This is a genomic window from Streptomyces sp. NPDC002476 (assembly GCF_042889785.1).
GTDB lineage: Bacteria > Actinomycetota > Actinomycetes > Streptomycetales > Streptomycetaceae > Streptomyces.
This window is the reverse complement of the sequence record NZ_JBIARH010000052.1, coordinates 1-17256: the sequence shown is the minus strand read 5'-3', so window position 1 is coordinate 17256 and position 17256 is coordinate 1. Positions and strand designations below refer to the sequence as shown.

Sequence of the window (17256 nt, the reverse complement as noted above, 5' to 3'; positions counted from 1 at the left end):
TCCCCGCACACCTCTTCGCACACCTCTTTGCACAGGAGTGGCGACACCCGATGACCAACGACGAAAAGCTGCTGACCTACCTCAAGCGGGTCTCCGCCGATCTGCACCGGACCCGTCAGCGGCTGCGCGAGGTGGAGACGCAGGACCGGGAACCCGTCGCGATCGTCGCGATGAGCTGCCGCTTCCCCGGTGGGATCGGCACGCCCGAGGAGTTCTGGCGGCTCGTCCACGACGGCACCGACGCCATCGGGGACTTCCCCGCCGACCGGGGCTGGGACACCGACACCCTCTACGACCCGGACCCGGACGCCACCGGCAGGACGTACACCCGGCGCGGCGGCTTCCTGGACGACGCGGCGGGATTCGACCCGGAGTTCTTCGGCATCAGCCCGCGCGAGGCTCTCGCCATGGACCCGCAGCAGCGGCTGCTGCTGGAGGTGTCGTGGGAGGCGCTGGAACGCGCCCGTATCGCCCCCGACTCGGTGCACGGAACCCGCGTCGGAGTGTTCGCCGGTACGAACGGCCAGGACTACCGGGACGTCCTGGCGAGGACGGAGCAGGACACCGAGGCCGCGCTCGGCACCGGCGCCCTGGCCGCCGTGATCTCCGGCCGCATCTCCTACACCCTCGGGCTGGAGGGCCCGGCCGTCACCGTCGACACCGCCTGCTCCTCCGCGCTCGTCGCGGTGCACCTGGCCGTGCAGGCCCTGCGCGGCAAGGAGTGCTCCCTCGCGCTCGCGGGCGGCGCCACGGTCATGTCCACCCCCAACTCCTTCATCGCGTTCAGCCGTCAGCGCGGGCTCGCCCCGGACGGCCGCTGCAAGTCCTTCGCGGACTCCGCCGACGGCACCGGCTGGGGCGAGGGCGCCGGGATGCTGCTCCTGGAACGGCTCTCCGACGCCCGCCGCAACGGCCACCAGGTGCTCGCCGTCATCCGGGGCTCCGCCGTCAACCAGGACGGCGCGTCCAACGGGCTGACCGCGCCCAACGGCCCCTCCCAGCAACGCGTCATCCGTGCCGCGCTGGCCGGTGCCGGGCTCACCACCGCCGACGTCGACCTGCTGGAGGCGCACGGCACCGGCACCACGCTCGGCGACCCGATCGAGGCGCAGGCGCTGCTGGCCACGTACGGGCAGGACCGGCCCGAGGACCGCCCGTTGTGGCTGGGCTCGGTCAAGTCCAACATCGGGCACACCCAGGCCGCCGCCGGAGTCGCCGGAATCATCAAGGCTGTCATGGCGATGCGGCACGCCGTACTGCCGCGCACCCTGCACGCCGAGGAGGCGTCCACCAAGGTCGACTGGGAGCGGGGCAACGTCCGCCTGCTCACCGCCAACCGCCCCTGGACCGACCCGGGACGGCCGCGGCGGGCCGCCGTGTCCTCCTTCGGCGCCAGCGGCACCAACGCCCACACCATCCTGGAGGAGGCCCCGGCCGTCGAACCGGGCGCCGAGCCAGCCGCCGAAACGGTGGGTGAGCCGGTGTCGCCCGAGCCGCCGGCGCCGCGCACCGCACCGCCGCTGGTGCCGTGGGTGCTCTCCGGCCGGACCGGGCACGCCCTGCGCGAGCAGGCCGCCCGCCTGGCCGCCGCCGTCACGGACCAGGACCCCGTCGACGTGGCCCACTCCCTGGCCGTCACCCGCACCGCGCACGCGCACCGGGCCGTGGTCCTCGGCGCCGACCGCGAGAACCTGCTCGACGCCGTGAACCGGCTCGCCGAGGGCGGCCCGGCCGCCGCGCTCGGCCGGGTGCGCAAGGGACAGACGGCCTTCCTGTTCAGCGGCCAGGGCTCCCAGCGCCCCGGCATGGGCCGTGAACTGTACGCGCGCTTCCCGGTCTTCGCCCGCGCCTTCGACGAGATCTGCGAACGGTTCGACGACGACGAACTGCGCGCCCTGGTCCTCGGTGACGACCCCGAGCCGCTCAATCGCACCGCCCGCACCCAGACCGCGCTGTTCGCCTTCGAGACCGCGCTGTACCGGCTGGTGGAGTCCTGGGGCCTGGAACCCGACTACCTCGCCGGGCACTCCATCGGCGAGATCACCGCCGCCCATGTCGCGGGCGTACTGGACCTCGCGGACGCCGCCACGCTGGTGGCCGCGCGCGGCCGGCTGATGCAGGCCCTCCCCGAGGGCGGCGCCATGATCGCCCTGCGCGCGAGGGAGGACGAGGTCCGGCCTCTGCTCACCGACCGGGTCGGGCTGGCCGCCGTCAACGGGCCCGACTCCGTCGTCGTCTCCGGCGACGCCGCCGAGGCCGAGGCGATCGCCGCCCGGTTCGCCCGGAGCAGGCGGCTGAAGGTGTCGCACGCGTTCCACTCGCCGCTGATGGAACCCATGCTGGACGAGTTCCGGTCCGTGGTGTCGTCCCTGACGTTCCACCGGCCGACCGTCCCCCTGGTGTCCCACCTGACGGGCGCGCTCGCAGGACAGGACGTCACCACCCCCGACCACTGGGTGCGGCACGTGCGCGAGGCGGTCCGCTTCCATGACGGGATCCGCGTCCTCGCCGCCCAGGGCGTGACCCGCTACCTGGAGATCGGCCCCGACGCGGTGCTGACCGCCATGGCCCGCGAATGCCTGGCCGCCGAGGACACCGACGGCCGCCACGCCGACGGTGACGCCGATGCCGGTCGCGGCACCGAAGGCAGTCGCGTCGGCCGGGACGCCGTCCTCGTCGCCGCCTGCCGTCGCGAACGGGACGAGACCGAGACCCTGCTCACCGCCCTGGCCCAGCTGTGGGCCGCCGGTCACGGCCCGCGCTGGGAGGCGCTGTTCACCGGGGCCCGCACCGTCGACCTGCCCACCACCGCCTTCCGGCGCGAACGGTTCTGGCCCGAGACGGTCGCCCCGGTCGGCGACGTCGGCGCCGCCGGACTCGACCCCGCCGACCACCCGCTGCTAGGCGCCGCCACCGTGCTCGCCGACTCCGACGCGGCGGTGCTCACCGGCCGGCTGTCGGTACGCACCCACCCCTGGCTCGCCGACCACGTCGTCGCCGGCTCGGTCGTGGTGCCCGGCACCGCCATGGTGGAACTCGCGGTCCGGGCCGGTGATCAGGTCGGTCATGTCCGGCTGGAAGAACTCGCCCTGGAAGTACCGCTGGTGCTCCCGTCCGACGACGGCGTCCGCGTCCAGGTCGCCGTCGGCGCCCCCGACCCCGCCGGGGCCCGCACCGTCCAGATCCACGCGCGCGCCGAGAACCTGCCCGCCGACGCCCCCTGGACCCTGCACGCCTCCGGCCTGCTCACCGCCTCCGCCGACGCCGCCCCCGGCGCGGCCGTCGCCGGTGCCCGGCTCGACGCCTGGCCCCCGCACGACGCCGAGGAACTCGACCTCACCGGCCTGTACGAGCGGCATGCCGCCTCCGGTCTCGACTACGGACCGGCCTTCCGCGCCCTGACCGCCGCCTGGCGGGACGGCGACGCACTGTACGCCGAGGTCCGGCTCCCGGAACGGCCGGCCGCCGACGCGCCCCGCTTCGGCCTGCACCCGGCCGCCTTCGACGCCGCCCTGCACGCCCTGGCCCTGCTCGGCGACGGCTCCGGCGAGGAGACCGCCCGGCTGCCGTTCACGTTCACCGGTGTCACCCTGCACGCCGTCGGCGCCTCCGCCCTGCGCGCCCGCATGACGCCCACCGGCGACCACACCTTCGCCGTCGACCTGGCCGACCCCGCGGGATCGCCCGTCGCCACCGTCGAGTCACTGGCCTCCCGCCCGCTGACCGGGTTGCGCGACGAGCACGACCCCGTCGCCGACGCCCTGTTCTCCCTCGCGTGGCAGCCACTGGCACTGGGCACCGACGCACTGGACACCGACGCCCCCGGCATCGCGGCCCCCGACGCCGACGCCACCGGCCACCGGCTGCTGGAGACCGCACCCGGCACGGACGCCGATGCGGTGCGCGCAGCGCTGCACACCGTGCTCGCCGCACTCCAGGACGACGATCCCCGCCCGCTGGCCGTCGTCACCCGGGGCGCCGTCTCCGCCGACGGCGAGGACGTGCCCGACCTCGCTGGAGCGGCCGTATGGGGCCTGGTCCGCTCCGCCCAGTCGGAGAACCCCGGCCGGTGCGTCCTGCTGGATCTCGAACCCGGCACCGACCCCGGCCCGCTCCTGCCCGCCGTCCTGGCCTCCGGCGAACCGCAGATCGCGGTGCGTTCCGGCACCGCCCGCGCGGCCCGACTCGTACGCGCCGCCGCGCCCCACGACGGCCCGGCACCCGCCCTCGACCCCGACGGCACCGTCCTGCTCACCGGCGCCACCGGCGGACTCGGTCCCGTGCTCGCCCGGCATCTGGTCCGCGACCACGGCGTACGCCACCTCGCCCTGGTCAGCCGGAGCGGCGCGGCCGGCGAACTGGTCGCCGAACTCGCCGCCCTCGGCGCCGACGCCACCGCGTACGCCTGCGACGTCGCCGACCGCGACGCACTCGCCGCCGTCCTGGCAGCCCTCCCGCAGGACCGTCCGCTCACCGCCGTCGTCCACGCCGCGGGCGTCCTCGACGACGGAGTGGTGTCCTCCCTGACGCCCGAGCGGATCGACACCGTCCTCGCTCCCAAGGCGCTCGGCGCCCTCAACCTCCACGATCTGACTGTCCATCACGACCTGTCCGCGTTCGTGCTGTTCTCCTCCGTCGCCGGGATCGTCGGCGCCCCCGGACAGGGCAACTACGCCGCCGCCAATGCCGTCCTGGACGCGCTCGCCGCCCACCGCCGCGCCCACGGCTCGCCCGCCGTGTCCCTGGCCTGGGGGCCGTGGGCCCCGACCGGCGGCATGACCGGCGCGCTGGACGACGCCGACCTCGCCCGCATGTCGCGCGGCGGCATGACCCCCCTGTCGGCCGAGGAGGGCACCGCCTTGTTCGACCGGGCGGTCCGCGCCGACCGCGCGGCGCTGGCCCCGGTCCGTCTGAACCCGTCCGCCCTGCGCGCGCAGGGCGGCGAACTCGCCCCGGTCTTCGCCGCGTTGGCGGGGCGCACGGTACGCCGGGCGGCGGCCGCCGCCGACGGCACCGGGCCCGCCTTCGCCGACCGCATGGCCGCCCTCGGCGAGGCGGAACGCGCCGACGCGCTGCTGCACACCGTCCGCGTCCATGTGGCCGCCGTCCTCGGGCACACCGGGCCCGGCACCGTGGAGACCGACCGCGCCTTCAAGGAACTCGGCTTCGACTCGCTCGCCGCGATCGAACTGCGCAACTCCCTGTCCGCCGAGACCGGGCAGCGGCTGCCCGCCACCCTGGTCTTCGACCACCCCTCGCCCGAGGCGCTCGCCGCCCACCTCGGCACCCTCGTCGCCGGTACGGGGGCGGGCGGCGCGGAGCGGCGCACCGGCCGTACTCGGCGGGCTCGCGCCGACGAACCGCTGGCGATCGTCGGCATGGCCTGCCGCTACCCCGGCGACGTCCGCTCCCCGCAGGACCTGTGGCGGCTGGTCGCCGACGGCACCGACGCCATCGGGGACTTCCCCGCCGACCGGGGCTGGGACGTGGACCGCGTCGTCGACCCCACCCGGCAGCGTCCCGACACCTCCTACGTGGGCCGGGGCGGATTCCTGTACGACGCGGGCGACTTCGACGCCGCGTTCTTCGGTATCAGCCCCAAGGAAGCGCTCGTCACCGACCCGCAGCAGCGGCTGCTGCTGGAGACCTCCTGGGAGGCGCTGGAGAACGCGGGCATCGACCCGCTCTCCCTCAAGGGCAGCCCGACCGGTGTGTTCGCGGGCGTGCAGTACCACGACTACTTCGGCAGCTTCGGTTCCGGCAGCATCATCTCCGGACGGGTCGCCTACACCCTCGGGCTGGAAGGGCCTTCGCTGTCGGTCGACACCGCCTGCTCCTCCTCGCTGGTGGCGCTGCACCTGGCCGGGCAGTCGCTGCGCCAGGGAGAGTCCACGCTCGCGCTGGTCGGGGGCGTCGCGGTCATGGCCACCCCGGAGACCTTCGTCGAGTTCAGCCGGCAGGGCGCGCTCGCCCCCGACGCCCGCACCCGCGCCTTCGCGGACGCGGCCGGTGGCACGGTGTGGGGCGAGGGCGTCGGTGTCCTCGTGGTGGAGCGACTCTCGGACGCCCGCCGCAACGGCCACCCGGTCCTCGCCGTCGTACGCGGTACCGCCGTCAACCAGGACGGCGCGTCCAACGGGCTGACCGCGCCCAACGGTCCCTCCCAGGAACGCGTCATCCGCCAGGCCCTCGAGAACGCCCGGCTCACCACCGCCGACGTCGACGTGGTGGAGGCGCACGGCACCGGCACCACGCTCGGCGACCCGATCGAGGCGCAGGCGCTGCTGGCCACATACGGGCAGGACCGGCCCGAGGACCGCCCGTTGTGGCTGGGCTCGGTCAAGTCCAACATCGGGCACACCCAGGCCGCCGCCGGAGTCGCCGGAATCATCAAGATGGTGCAGGCGATGCGGTACGGCACGCTGCCCAGGACCCTGCACGTCGACCGGCCGTCCACCGAGGTGGACTGGGATGCCGGGCAGGTGCGCCTGCTGACGGAGGAGCGGTCCTGGCCGGAGGCCGGGCGCCCGCGCCGGGCCGGGGTGTCGTCCTTCGGGATCAGTGGCACCAACGCCCACGTCGTTCTCGAACAGGCCCCGGACGGCGAACCGGTCCACCCGGCCGCACTCGCAGCCCCGGCCGATCAGGCCGTACCGGCCGATCAGGCCGTTCAGGGCACACCGGCCCTCCGGTCCGACGAGTCCGGATCCGCCCCGGGGGCACCGGGAAGCACCGTCCTGGGGGCACCGGGAACCACCTCCCCGGGGGCACCGGGAAGCACCGCCCCGGGACCCGCCGTCCCCTGGCTGCTCACGGCCAAGTCGCCCGCCGCGCTCGCCGGCCAGGCCGCCGCGCTGCTCGCCCACCTCGACGCCCACCCCGGCCTCGACCCGTCCGACGTCGGCTGGTCGCTGGCGACCACTCGTGCCCGCTTCCCCCACCGGGCCGCCGTCACCGGCACCGGCCCCGCCGAACTGCGTGCCGCGCTCACCGCGCTGGCCGCCGGGGACACCGCCCGCAACCTCCACCAGGGCACCGCCACCGGCCGCGCCCGGCCCGTCTTCGTCTTCCCGGGCCAGGGCTCCCAGTGGTCCGGAATGGCCACCGAACTCCTCGCGGAATCACCGGTGTTCGCCGCCCGGATGGCCGAGTGCGCCGACGCGCTGAAGCCGTACACCGACTGGGACCTCCGCGCCGAACTGCGCGGGCGACTCGACCGCGTCGACATCGTCCAGCCGCTGCTGTGGGCGGTCATGGTGTCACTGGCGCACACCTGGAGCAGCCACGGCGTCACCCCGTCCGCGGTCATCGGCCACTCCCAGGGCGAGATCGCCGCCGCCTGCGCGGTGGGCGCGCTGTCCCTGGACGACGGCGCGAGGGTGGTCGCGCTGCGCTCCCGGGCCATCGCCGAACTGCTGTCCGGCTCCGGCGGCATGATGTCCGTCGGGGAGGGCGCCGACCAGGTGCGGACCCGGATCGCCGAGTGGGGCGGCAGGCTCTCCGTCGCCGCCGTCAACGGCTCCGCCTCCACGGTCGTCTCCGGCGACTCCGACGCCCTCGACGAACTCCTCGCCCGGCTGCGCGCCGAGCACGTCCGTGCCAAGCGGCTGCCCGTGGACTACGCCTCGCACAGCGCCCACGTGGAGTCCCTGCGCGAACGCCTCGCCGACGTGCTCGACGGGATCCGCCCGCGCACCACCGACATCCCCTTCTACTCCACCGTCACCGGAACCGCGGTCGACACCGCCGGGCTCGGCGCCGACTACTGGTACACCAACCTCCGCAACACCGTGCTGTTCGAGGAGGCGGTACGCGGCGCCGCCGCCGACGGACACGCCCTGTTCGTCGAGTGCAGCCCGCACCCGGTGCTCACCGTCGGCATCCAGGAGACCGACGCCGCCGTGGCCGCCGTCGGCTCGCTGCGCCGTGACGAGGGCGGCCGGGACCGGCTGCTCGTCGCCCTGGGCGAGGCGTTCACCCACGGCGCCGCCGTGGACTGGACCACCGTCGCCGAGGGCCGCAGCACCCGCCGCGTCCCGCTGCCGCCGTACGCCTTCCAGCGCGAGCGGTACTGGCTCGACTCCACCGCCACCGGCGCCGATGTCACCGCCGCCGGTCTCGCGGCCACCGACCACGCGCTGCTCGGCGCCGCGATGGTACGGGCCGGCAGCGGGGAGGCGGTCCTCACCGGCCGTATCTCCGCCGGTACCCACCCCTGGCTGAACGAGCACCGGGTTGCCGGCCGGCTGCTGTTACCCGGCACCGGACACCTCGAACTCGCCCTGCGCGCGGGCGACCAGGTCGGCTGCGGCGACCTCGTCGAACTCACCCTCCACGCCCCGCTGGTCCTGCCCGAGCACGGTGCCGTGCAGCTCCAGGCCGTCGTCGGCCCGCCCGAGGGCGCCAACCGCCCGCTGACCCTCTGGTCCCGCCCGGAGAGCACGGACGAGGACCTGCCCTGGACCCGGCACGCCGACGGCCTCCTCGCCCCCACCGGCACCCTCCCCGCCGTCGTCGAACCGCTCACCGACTGGCCCCCGCAGGGCGCCGACCCGGTCCCGCTGGACGGCCTGTACGAGGAACTCGCCGCGCTCGGTCTGGGCTACGGCCCCCTGTTCCAGGGGCTGCGCGCCGCCTGGCGCACCGAGGACGCCCTCTACGCCGAGGCCGCCACCGAGGCCCCCGTCGACGGCTTCGCCCTGCACCCGGCCCTGTCGGACGCCGCCCTGCACACCGTCGGCCTCACCGACGCCGCCGGTGACCGGGCGCTGCTGCCGTTCGCCTGGTCCGGCGTACGGCTGCACGCCACCGGCGCCACCGCGCTGCGCGTCGAGGTCCGCGCCCGCGGCGAGGGCACCGTCTCCCTCACGCTCACCGACCCCGTCGGCGATCCCGTCGCCACGGTCGACTCCCTCGCCCTGCGCCCGCTGCGCGCCGACACGGTCGACGCCGCCGCCCGGTCCACCCGGTCCGCTGCCCTCTACCGCGTCGACTGGCTGCCCGCACCCGCCCCGACGGAGCCCGTGCCCGCGCCCGAGGAGCTGGAGGTGCTGCGCGCCCCGGCGGGGGCCGACGCCGCCGGGACACGCGCGGCCGTCGCCGCCGTGCTCGACGGTCTGCGCGCCCGGCTCACCGATGAACGGCCTGTCGATGAACGGCCTGTCGATGAACGGCCCGTCGATGAACGGCCCGTCGGCGAGCGCGGAGGCGACCGCACCCTGGTGGTCGTCACCGGCACCGACCCGGCGGGGGCGGCGGTCGGCGGTCTGGTCCGCTCGGCGCAGTCGGAGAACCCCGGCCGCATCGTCCTGATCGAGGCCGACAACGCACCCCTGACCGACTCCGAGACCGTGACCGACACCGGGAGCGCGGCCGGCGCCGAGACCGGGACCGACACCGGGAGCGCGGCCGGCGCCGCCACGGATACCGCCCCCGATCTCGCCCGTCTCGCCGAGGCCGTCGCCACGGGCGAGCCGCACCTCGCGCTGCGCGACGGCGCCTGGCACGTGCCGCGCCTCGCCCGCGTCACGCCTTCCGCTCCGGATCCGGCCGACGACCCGGACCGGGATCCCGGGGCCACGGGCCGACACAGCGCCTCCGCCGGACCGGTCACCGCCGGACCGGCCGTCACCGGACCCGGTCTCGGCACCGGCACCGTCCTGCTGACCGGTGCGACCGGCGCCCTCGGCGGCATCGTCGCCCGCCACCTGGCCGGTGAACGGGGCGTGCGGCATCTGCTGCTGCTCAGCCGGAGCGGCGCGCCCGACGCGCTCGTCTCCGAACTGACCGCGCTGGGCGCCGAGGTCACCACCGCCGCCTGCGACGTCGCCGACCGGGACGCGCTCGCCGCCGTCCTCGCCGCGATACCCGCCCACCGCCCGCTGACCGCCGTGATCCACGCGGCCGGCGTCCTGGCCGACGGCGTGCTCGCCTCCCTCACCCCCGAACGTGTCGACACGGTCTTCCGGCCCAAGGTCGACGCGGCCTGGAACCTGCACGAACTCACCGCGGACCTCGGCCTGTCGGCGTTCGTGCTGTTCTCCTCCTCCGCCGCGACCCTCGGCTCCCCGGGCCAGGGAAACTACGCCGCCGCCAACGCCTACCTCGACGCCCTCGCCGCGTACCGACGGGACCGGGGCCTGCCCGCGCACTCCCTGGCCTGGGGCCTGTGGGACCGGGCGAGCGGCATGACCGGCACCCTCGACGACAACGACCGGGCACGCATCGCCCGGGGCGGAGTCGCCCCGCTGTCGACCGAGGACGGGCTCGCCCTGTTCGACGCGGCCCTGCGCGGTGGTGAACCCGCCGTCCTGCCGGTGCGTCTCGACACCGCCGCGCTGCGCGCCCAGGCGGACGCCCTCGCCCCGCTGTACCGCGGTCTGGTGCCCGTACGGCGTGCCCTCGCGGCGGGCCGGGCCGGGACATCCGGCGCGGCCCCGCTGAGGGACCGGCTCGCCGCCCTGCTGGAGCCCGAGCGCGAACCGTTCCTCACCGAACTCGTCCAGAGCCGCGTCGCCACCATCCTCGGCTACCGCTCCGCCCAGGACGTAGGCCGCACCCTGGCCTTCCGGGAACTCGGCTTCGACTCGCTGGCCGCCGTGGAGCTGCGCAACGGCCTCGCCGCCGCGACCGGGCTGCGGCTGCCCGCCACCCTGGTCTTCGACCACCCCACCCCGGCGGAGCTCGCCCGCCATCTGCTCGGCGAGCTGACCGGCGCCCTCGACGCCCCGGCCCCCGGATCCGCATCCGCACCCGGGGCCGCCGTACGGGCCGCCGCCGACGAACCCATCGCCATCGTCGGCATGGCCTGCCGCTTCCCCGGCGCCATCGCCTCGCCGGAGGACCTGTGGCGGCTCGTGGCCGAGGGCCGCGACGCCGTCGGGGAGTTCCCCACCGACCGGGGCTGGGACATCGAGACCCTGTACGACCCGACCCTGGACCGGCCCGGCACCAGCTACACCCGGCACGGCGCCTTCCTGTACGACGCCGCCGGATTCGACCCCGCCTTCTTCGGGATGGACGAGGAGGAGGCCCTGGTCACCGACCCGCAGCAGCGACTGCTGCTGGAGACGTCCTGGGAGGCCCTGGAACGTGCCTCCATCGACCCGGCCACTCTCCGCGGCTCCGACACCGGAGTGTTCGCCGGGGTGATGTACCACGACTACTTCGGCAGCTTCGGCTCCGGCAGCGTGGTCTCCGGACGGGTCGCCTACACCCTCGGGCTGGAGGGGCCGACGCTCTCCGTCGACACCGCCTGCTCCTCCTCGCTGGTGGCCCTGCACCTGGCCGCCCAGGCCCTGCGCCAGGGCGACTGCTCCCTCGCCCTGGCCGGGGGCGTCACCGTCATGGCCACCCCGGGCACGTTCGCGGAGTTCAGCCGCCACCGCGGACTGTCCCGCGACGGCCGCTGCCGTCCCTTCGCGGACGCCGCCGACGGCACCGGCTTCGGCGAGGGCGCCGGTGTGCTGCTGCTGGAACGGCTCTCCGACGCCCGCCGCAACGGCCGTACGGTCCTCGCCGTCCTGCGCGGCACCGCCGTCAACCAGGACGGCGCCTCCAACGGCATCACCGCCCCCAACGGCCCCGCGCAGCAACGCGTCATCCGCCGCGCGCTCGAAGCGGCCGGGGTCGCCGCCGCCGACGTCGACACGGTCGAGGCGCACGGCACCGGCACCACCCTGGGCGACCCCATCGAGGCCCAGGCCCTGATCGCCACGTACGGTGCCGAGCACACCGAGGAGCGGCCGCTCTGGCTCGGCTCGGTCAAGTCCAACCTGGGCCACACCCAGGCCGCCGCCGGGGTCGCCGGAGTCATCAAGATGGTGCAGGCGATCCGCAACGAGACCCTGCCGGCCAGCCTCGGCATCGACCGGCCCTCCCGGCACGTGGAGTGGGAGGGCGGCAACGTCCGGCTGCTGGCCGAGTCCCGCCCCTGGCCGGACCCGGGCCGCCCGCGCCGCGCGGGCGTCTCCTCCTTCGGCATCTCCGGCACCAACGCCCACGTCATCGTCGAGGCCGCACCGCCCGAGAATCGGGCCGCCCCGGCCCCGGCCCCGGCCCCGGAGCCGCCCACCGCCACCGTCGCGCCCGGCACCGTGCCCTGGCTGCTGTCCGGCCACACCCCGCAGGCGCTGCGCGCCCAGGCCGCACGGCTGCTGGACCACCTGACCGGCACCCCGGACACCCCGACCACCACCCCGACCACCCCGACCAGCGCCTCGGACACCCCGGCCGGCACCCCGGAGACCGGCCCGCACCGGATCGCCGGGGCCCTCGCCCACGCGCGCACCGCGCTCGGCCATCGCGCCGCCGTCGTCGGACGCACCCGTGAGGACCTGGTCACCGGACTGCGGTCGCTGGTCGAGGGCCGCACCCCGCCCACCGGCACCACCGGCACGGCCACCGACGGCAAACTGGCCCTGCTCTTCTCCGGCCAGGGTTCTCAGCTGCCCGGCATGGGCACCGGACTCGCCGCCGCGTTCCCCGTCTTCGCCACCGCCCTCGACGAGGTCCGCGTCCAGCTCGACCCGCTGCTGGACCGGCCGCTCGCCGAAGTCATCGGCTCCGCCGCGCTGTTGGAACGCACCGAGTACACCCAGCCCGCTCTGTTCGCCTTCGAGGTGGCCCTGTTCCGGCTGCTGGAGTCGTTCGGCGTCCGGCCCGACCTGCTGGCCGGGCACTCCGTCGGCGAGTTCGCCGCCGCGCACGTGGCGGGCGTTCTCGGACTCCAGGACGCCTGTCGGCTCGTCGCCGCACGGGGCCGGCTCATGCAGGCGCTGCCCGAGGGCGGCGTGATGATCGCCGTACGCGCAGCGGAGGACGAGGTCGTACCACTGCTCGGCGGCGACGACGGCCAGGACGGGGGCGGGAGCGACGGCGTCGGCATAGCGGCCGTCAACGGGCCCGCGTCCGTCGTGATCTCCGGACCGGCCGGACCGGCCCGCGCGCTCGCCGCCCGGTTCGAGCGCACCAGGGAACTGACCGTCAGTCACGCCTTCCACTCCGCCTTGATGGAACCGATGCTCCAGGAGTTCCGCGAGGTCGCGGAGTCGGTCACGTACGGCCCGCTGCGCATCCCCCTGGTGTCCACCCTCACCGGGGCCCCGGTCACCGCCGACGAACTGTCCACCCCCGACTACTGGGTGCGGCACGCCCGCGAGACGGTCCGCTTCGCGGATGCCGTGGCCCGCCTGCGCGACGCGGGCGTGCGGCACTTCGCCGAGGCAGGACCCGGCGGCGCGCTCACCGCCGCGGCCCGCGACTGCCTGCCCGAGGACTCCGCCGTCGTTCCGCTCCAGCGAAAGGACCGGCCGGAGGCCGAGGCCCTCGTCGCCGGGCTGGCCGCCCTGCACGTGCACGGGGCCGCCGTCGACTGGTCGGGGCTGCTGTCCCACCGCGACGGATCCGACCTGCCCACCTACGCCTTCCAGCGCGACTCCTACTGGATGACCGGCGACCCGGCCGCGACGATCCCCGCCACCGGCCACCCGCTGTTCGGCACCGCCGTCGAACGCGCCGACGCCGACGCCACCCTGTACACCGCGCGGCTCTCCCTCTCCGCCCAGCCGTGGCTGGCCGACCACGCCGTCGGCGGCGTACCGCTGCTGCCGGGCACGGCGTTCGTCGAGACGGCCCTCGCCGCCGGGGCCCGGCTGGACTGCCCGGTGATCGACGAACTGACCCTCGCGCAGCCGCTGGTACTGCCCGTGAACGGCACCGTCCGCCTCCAGTGCACCATCGGCGAACCGGACGCCGGCGGCGCCCGCGCCTTCCACGTGTACGCCGCGCCCGCCGACGGCGAACCGTGGACCACCCACGCCACCGGAACCCTCCGCCCCGCGGATCCGGAGCCCGTCCGCGCCAGCGGCACCCGTCAGGAGGTGCCCGCCGCCCCGGAACCTGCCCACGACCTGACCGCCTGGCCGCCCCCCGGCGCCGAACCGGTCGACGTGGACGGCGTCTACGACCGGCTCGCCGGACTGGGCGCCGAGTACGGCCCACGCTTCCAGGGACTGCGTGCCGCCTGGCGCCTCGGTGACGAGGTGTATGCCGAGGTCGCCGTGGACACGGCGGGCGCCCCGTTCGCCCTGCACCCGGCCCTCTTCGATGCCGCGTTGCACCCCATCGGGCTGCGCGCCGGGGCCCCGGAACGGATGGCCCTGCCGTTCTCCTGGAACGGCGTCGAACTCTACGCCGAGGCCCCGACGGCCCTGCGGGTGCGGATAGCCCCGCTGGGACAGGGCGCCGTACGCGTGGACGCCGCCGACGCCGACGGGCGGCCGGTGGCGCGGGTCGCGTCGCTGACGCTGCGGGAGGTCGACCCCACGCGGATCGCCACGGCCGCCGCGGGCGGGCACGACGACCTGTTCGCCCTCGACTGGGTTCCCGCGAACGTGCCCGCCGCCCCGCAGGCCGGCCGGTGGACCGTGCTCGGCACCGGCCATGACACCCTGGCCGCCGCACTGGCCGGGGAGACCGCCGAGGTCACCACCGCCGCCGATCTGGCGGAGGCCGCCGCCCTCGCCCCGGACGTCCTGGTCGTCCCGCACTCCGGCGGCGAGCGCCCCGAGGAGATCCGGGCAGCGACCCGGCGGTTGCTGGCCACGGTGCGGGACTGGCTCGCCGACGAGCGGTTCGGCGGCACCGGCCTGGTCGTGACCACCCGGGGCGCCACCGGCCCCGGGTGGTCCGGGGCCGGTGATGCGGGCCCCGGGCACACCGCGACCACCGGCCCAGGCCGTACCACGGCCACCGACCCCGGCGCCGCCGCCGCATGGGGTCTGATCCGCTCGGCCCAGTCCGAGCACCCCGACCGGATCGTCCTCGCCGACCTCGACGACAGCGACGCCTCACGCCGACTGCTGCCCTCCGCCGTCGCCTCCGGTGAACCCCAACTGGCCCTGCGCGACGGCACGATGAGCACTCCCAGGCTGGTGCGCGCGCCCCGCCGCACCGAGGCGGCCCCGGTCGACTGGACGGGCGGCGTCCTGATCACCGGCGGCACCGGCGCCCTCGGACGGCTGGTGGCCCGCCACCTGGTCACCGCGCACGGCGCCACCCGGCTGGTCCTGCTCAGCCGTACCGGGGCCGACGCGACCGGCGCCGGGGAGCTGCGCGAGGAACTGACCGCCCTCGGCGCCCGGGTGACCTTCGCCGCCTGCGACTCCGCCGACCGTGCCGCCCTCGCCCGCGTCCTCGACGAGCACCCGGTCACCGCCGTGGTGCACACCGCGGGCGTCCTCGCCGACGCCGTCCTCACCTCGCTCACGCCCGAGCGGCTGGACTCCGTGCTGCGGCCCAAGCTCGACGCCGCCTGGCACCTGCACGAACTCACAGCGGACCGGCCCCTGACGGCGTTCGTGCTGTTCTCGTCCGCGGCCGGTCTGCTCGGCAGCCCGGGCCAGGCCGGATACGCCGCGGGCAATGCCTTCCTCGACGCCCTCGCCGCGTACCGCAGGTTCCAGGGGCTGCCTGGTATCTCGCTCGCCTGGGGCGCGTGGGCGGGCAGCGGCGGCATGGCGGACCGGCTCGGCGACACCGACGCCCACCGCATCGCCTCCGGCGGCGTCCTCGCCCTCGACGCGCGAACGGGTCTGGACCTCTTCGACACGGCGGTGGGACGCGAGGAACCGGTCCTGCTGCCCGCCCGCCTCGACCTGGGCGCACGGGACCCCCACCGGATCGCGCCGCTGCTGCGCGGACTGGTGCGCGCCCCGCGCCGGACCGGCGCCGCCGCGACGGCCGCCTCGGCCGCGCTCCGCCGCGACCTGGCCGCGCGCGCCCCCGAGCAGCGGTCCGCCCGTCTGCTGGAACTCGTACGGGACGAGGCCCGACAGGTGCTCGGGACCGAGGAGTTCGACGCCGGACTGCCCTTCAAGGACCTCGGCTTCGACTCACTGACCGCCGTGGAGTTCCGCAACCGGCTCAACGAGGCGACCGGGCTCCGGCTCTCCGCCACCCTCGTCTTCGACCACCCCAGCCCGGCGGCGCTCACCGAGCACCTGGCCGCCGAACTGGCCCCGCCCGCGGGGGAGAAGTCCAGGGGGGCGGATGGGGAGGACGACGAGGAGGCCACCGTCCGCGCGGCCCTGGCCGCACTTCCCCTGGCGAGGCTCCGCGAGGCCGGACTGCTGGACGGTCTGCTCGAACTCGCCGGAGTACGCCCCGCTCGGGAGCGCGCCGCGAACGAGTCGCCCGGCCGCCCCTCGATCGACGCGATGGACGCCGAGAGCCTCATCACCCTGGCGCTCGACGACCTCGTCCGCGACGACGACGCCCCGTGACCGTCCGCGACGCCGCCCCGGGACCGTCTCCGTTCGCGAAGACGTCCCGGGACGGTCTCCGTTCGTGACGACGCCCGTGACAAGGAAGAGGACCATGGCCGAGCCCCAGAAGCCGGACACCAGGCTGGTCGAGGCGCTGCGCGCCTCGCTGAAGGAGACCGAACGGCTGCGGGAGCGCAACCGCGCCCTGACCGCCGCGGCCCGGGAACCGATCGCGATCGTCGGGATGGCGTGCCGCTACCCCGGCGGGGTCCGCTCGCCCCAGGACCTGTGGCGGCTCGTCGCGGACGGGGTGGACGGCATCGGCGCTTTCCCGGACGACCGCGGCTGGGACCCGGACCTGTACGACCCGACGCCCGGGACGCCCGGCCGCTCCGCAACCCGGCAGGGCGGATTCCTGTACGACGCGGGGGACTTCGACGCCGCGTTCTTCGGTATCGGCCCGCACGAGGCGCGGATCATGGACCCCCAGCAGCGGCTGCTGCTGGAGGGCTCCTGGGAGGCGCTGGAGCACGCGGGCATCGACCCGACGTCGCTGCGCGGCAGCCGCACCGGGGTGTTCGCGGGCCTCATGTACCACGACTACTTCGGCAGCTTCGGCTCCGGAAGCGTCGCCTCCGGCCGTGTCGCCTACACCCTGGGTCTGGAGGGTCCGGCGCTCACCGTGGACACGGCCTGTTCCTCGTCGCTGGTGGCGCTGCACCTGGCGGCGCGGGCACTGCGGGAGGGGGAGTGCACGCTGGCCCTGGCGGGCGGGGTGACGGTGATGGCCTCGCCGGGCACCTTTGTCGAGTTCAGCCGCCAGGGCGGGCTCTCCCCGGACGGCCGGTGCCGGTCCTTCTCCGACGACGCCGACGGCACCGGGTTCTCGGAAGGACTCGGTGTGCTGGTGTTGGAGCGGTTGTCGGATGCGCGGCGGTTGGGTCATCGGGTGTGGGCGGTGGTGCGGGGTTCGGCGGTGAATCAGGATGGT

At 75.7% G+C, this 17256-nt stretch carries 2 protein-coding genes; both read left to right on the top strand.

All coding sequences use genetic code 11. The annotated features are described in order from the left end of the window. Positions 1-50: 50 nt before the first annotated feature. Complete coding sequence (locus ACFYXM_RS33210) at positions 51-16283, top strand: SDR family NAD(P)-dependent oxidoreductase (protein ID WP_389295078.1); 16233 nt, start codon at positions 51-53, stop codon at positions 16281-16283. 94 nt (positions 16284-16377) lie between these two features. Further along, on the top strand, positions 16378-17256 hold an 879-nt coding region (locus ACFYXM_RS33205), incomplete at its 3' end, for a beta-ketoacyl synthase N-terminal-like domain-containing protein (RefSeq protein ID WP_389295076.1).

What these genes read in the sequence shown, in the direction of transcription:
- ACFYXM_RS33210 (WP_389295078.1), top strand. Translation starts at nt 51, where the DNA reads ATGACCAACGACGAAAAGCTGCTGACCTACCTCAAGCGGGTCTCCGCC.